The sequence below is a fragment of the Haloimpatiens lingqiaonensis genome, from assembly GCF_901447495.1.
GTDB lineage: Bacteria > Bacillota > Clostridia > Clostridiales > Clostridiaceae > Haloimpatiens > Haloimpatiens lingqiaonensis.
Genome location: NZ_CABDWS010000131.1, coordinates 1 through 4194, shown reverse-complemented (window position 1 = coordinate 4194; position 4194 = coordinate 1). Strand labels below are relative to the sequence as shown.

The 4194-nt window shown below is 27.8% G+C and carries 2 protein-coding genes; one reads left to right on the top strand and one right to left on the bottom strand.

What is annotated here, in order from left to right:
• Nucleotides 1-302: 302 nt before the first annotated feature.
• Nucleotides 303-587: a hypothetical protein gene (locus FGK85_RS14675; protein WP_138207858.1), complete on the bottom strand. Its 285-nt coding sequence runs from the start codon at nucleotides 585-587 to the stop codon at nucleotides 303-305.
• A gap of 47 nt (nucleotides 588-634) precedes the next feature.
• On the opposite strand from FGK85_RS14675, the gene FGK85_RS14670 reads away from it, so the two are divergent.
• Nucleotides 635-3922: a DEAD/DEAH box helicase gene (locus FGK85_RS14670; protein ID WP_138207856.1), complete on the top strand. Its 3288-nt coding sequence runs from the start codon at nucleotides 635-637 to the stop codon at nucleotides 3920-3922.
• Nucleotides 3923-4194: the final 272 nt, after the last annotated feature.

Below are 4194 nucleotides of genomic sequence, written 5' to 3'. Positions count from 1 at the left end.
CTTAACTGCCTGGACTTTATAATCCTGGTCATAACGTTTTTGTGCCATGATAAGCACCTCCTTATTCTCTTAATTATATTTTGAATTATACGAGAATAAGGTGTCAACTTTATTTATACAACATCATAATTGAATAGTAGGCTCATTTTTATGGGGTTGTTGCACTAACAATAAATACTGCAATATATTGTATTTAGATTTCTTAATGCAACACCCCTCTTTAATCTAGTTGTTGGATTTCATCCCTTAAAATAATTATACTTACTTTTATTTTTTTACTTATATTCTGATTATATACACTATTATTTTTTTTCAAATTCATCTAAACTAACTCCCGCTTTTTCTTCAATCCATCCCATTCTATTGGTCGGTTTTTCATTCATGTGATAATCTTCAAATTCCTTAGCTTTTAATAGACGCTTATAAAACAAAGCCATAATAAAATAATGTTTAAAATTAAATATACAAATGCAAGAACAACCACTTCCAAATATTTTTTTAAATCTCCTTCCAAAATATTTTGAAAAAGCTTGTACTCTACAACCATTACTCAATGTTTTTCTATTTTCTTGTTTAAAAATTTTCAAATATTGATATAATCTAAATATATACTAAAACCATATGAGGTGTTTTTATGATTAATTTTTCTAGAGAAGATTTAAAAAGATTATGCTATAGTTCTACCTTTGAAAAAGGGAAAGAATATTATAAGCAAAATAGAATATCAAACTTTTTCATAGAGGATATAGAAGATGACTATAGTAACCCTTGTGAAAGAATTTCAGCTAATGTAACTGGTTCTAATGGAAATATCTATAATTGTATGGCAGTGCTCTTTAAAGAACATCGTAATAAACTTCGCCTTTCTAGTTGTTTTTGTAATTGTGACGCTTTTGCGAAATATGAGGGATTATGTAAACACTCAGTAGCATTACTTTTAAAATATATAGATTTATATAATGAAAACAAAAAAACAAAAAAAAGTGTAAATAATAATGAATCAGTTGATATTACTAATTTTATAAACTCAATAAAAAATGGATTAGATTACATCAATTCATATAAAAAGGAATTAGAATTAGACATAATAATAACTGTAGACAGAACTGAATCCGACTATTGCCGTGATCAATTTTATATGGAATTAAAAATAGGTGAACAAAAAAAATATGTAGTAAAAAACTTGAAAGAATTTATAGAGGCAGTTATTTCTTTGCAAACCTTAGAATTTGGCAAAGGCTTTACTTACGACCCGCAATGCCATACCTTTAAAGAAGATAATAAAAAAATCATTGGGCTAATTCAAGAAATATACGAAACTCAAACAAGTATTAACTACTCTATAGGTTTCTACAATAACCATGCAAAATTTTTCAAGGGTAAACAAGTTTCTTTAAATGAAATACAATTTAAAAGACTTCTTTCCTTTTTAGATAATACTAGTTTTACTTTGAAGCTTAACAACAAAACTTTTGAAAATATAAGTATAGTTCATGAAAATTTACCTATAGAACTGCAACTAAGCGGAAACCATAAAAATATACTATTGCTTCAAAAAAATCCACCATTTTTCCCACTAACTAATGATGGAAAATATTTTTTATGCGGAAATAAAATATATGCACCAACCAAAGATCAAATTAAGTATTACATACCCTTTCACAATAAGTTTTTAACAAAAAATCCTATAGTAATACCTAGAAGTAACTGGGGAGATTTTTCGGAATATATAATACCTTTTGTAAAAAACATAACTTCAAACATTGAAATTAATAATGAAATAAAAGATTACATACTTAAAGAACCTTTGGAAAGCAATATATACCTAGATAAAATTGATAATTATATAGTTGCCAATTTACAATTTAAGTATGGTATCCATAAAATAAACCCTTTAAAAGAGGAAAATAATAGTGAAATTATTATTATAAGAGAAAAGGAAAAGGAACTAGAAATCTTAAATATATTAAAAAATCATGGTTTTGAAAAGGAAACTACTTCTTTAATTCTTAAAGATGAAGAGGCTATAGTGGACTTCTTGTATATGGGTATAGACAAACTGCAAAATATAAGCAATTTATTTTACTCTGACGATTTTAAAAATATGAAAGTTCACAGTTCTTCTAGTATAAAATCCTCTTTAAGAATAAATGATGCTGATCTTCTTGAAATTTCCTTTAGCTTGGATAACATAGATAACAATGAGCTTGTGGATATTTTTAATAGCATAAAAACTAAAAAGAATTATCATAAACTAAAAAATGGAAGTTTCATACTATTAAATTCTTTAGGTCTTGAGGATTTTACCAAAACCATTGACTACCTAGGAATTAAAAACTCCCAACTTGGTGATGAAAAAATTTTACTTAGTAAATATAATGCTTTATATTTGGACCAAAAATTTAAAAATAATGAAATTGTTGAAGTTGAAAAAAACAATAAATTTAGAGAAATCATAAACAATATAAAAGAAGTACAGGAAAGTGATTTTAAAGCTCCAAAACACATACAAAATGTATTAAGAGATTATCAAAAGACTGGATTCAAGTGGCTTAAAACATTAGCACACTATGGCTTTGGAGGCATACTAGCTGACGAAATGGGCCTTGGAAAAACCCTTCAAGCTATTGCATTTATAGCTTCTAGAGAAAAGGAGGATAAAAATAAACCTGCTTTAGTGGTATGTCCAACTTCACTTATGTATAACTGGGAAAGTGAAATACAAAAGTTTGCTCCAGAGCTTAAGGTAGAAGTTATCTGTGGTAATAAAGAGTTAAGAACTGAAAAAATGAAAAACATTAATAATGTAGACGTAGTAATTACTTCTTATCCCCTTATGAGAATAGATACAGATGAATATAAAGATATAACTTTCAGCTACTGCTTTTTAGATGAGGCACAAGCTATAAAAAATCCTCATTCTCAAAGTGCCCATGCTGTAAAAGACTTAAAAGCAAAGGGACGTTTTGCCTTAACCGGTACCCCTATAGAAAATTCTCTTACTGAACTTTGGTCCATATTTGACTTTATAATGCCAGGCTATCTTTTAAACCACACTAAATTCAGGACTTTATATGAAAATCCTGTAGTAAAACATAAAAATGAAAAAGCATTAAAGGAACTGAATAACCATATAAAACCTTTCATTCTTAGAAGGCATAAAAATGATGTTATAAAGGAACTTCCTAAAAAGATAGAGCATACAGTTATTGTGGACTTATGTGATGAGCAAAAGAAACTTTATGCTTCTTATGTTAATTCCTTCAAAAATGAAATTGATGAAGAAATAAATGAAAATGGATTTAACAAGAGCAAATTTAAAATTCTATCACTTTTAACAAGACTAAGACAAATTTGCTGCCATCCATCAATATTCGCGGAAAATTACAAAGGTGAAAGTTCTAAAATAACAGCACTTTTAGATATATTGAACAATGTCTTAGAAGAAGGTCACAGAGTTTTAATATTCTCACAATTTACATCAATGCTTAAAAATATTGCTGAAGAATTAAATTACAAGAAAATAGATTATATGTACTTAGATGGTTCTATAAAAAGTGAAGATAGAATCAGCATGGTAAATGAGTTTAATGGTGGAAAATGTAGCGTGTTTTTAATTTCTTTAAAAGCCGGCGGAACAGGCTTAAATTTAACTGGAGCAGACACAGTTATTCACTTTGACCCTTGGTGGAACCCTTCTGTGGAAAATCAAGCTTCCGACAGAGCTCACAGAATAGGTCAAGAAAAAACTGTAGAAGTTATAAAGCTAGTAGCTAAAGGCACCATAGAAGAAAAAATTCAAAAGCTTCAAGAAAAGAAAAAAGATATATTTAATATGACCATTGAAAATGCTTCAGATGTGAATGTTTTAGGAAAGATGACTGAGGAAGAGATAAAAGAATTGTTTCAATTACAAATGTAATTTAAGAAGTACCCATATTGAAGATTTTTCAAATTGGGTACTTCTTACTTGCATATTAAATTTTAAAAATAAATTTTTAATAGCTTAACTTTCGCATACAAACTTTAAACTTACATTTTTAATAGCTTAACTTTCGCATATAAACGTAAGCGTCAAAAATTAAGTATCTAGAAAACATACCCTCTCATTGATAAACTTAAGTAAAAGATTATCAATGGGAGGTTTACTTATGTATAAAAAATTAGATAATGATGCTTGGGAGGAATATTTAA

What these genes read in the sequence shown, in the direction of transcription:
- FGK85_RS14670 (WP_138207856.1), top strand. Translation starts at nt 635, where the DNA reads ATGATTAATTTTTCTAGAGAAGATTTAAAAAGATTATGCTATAGTTCT.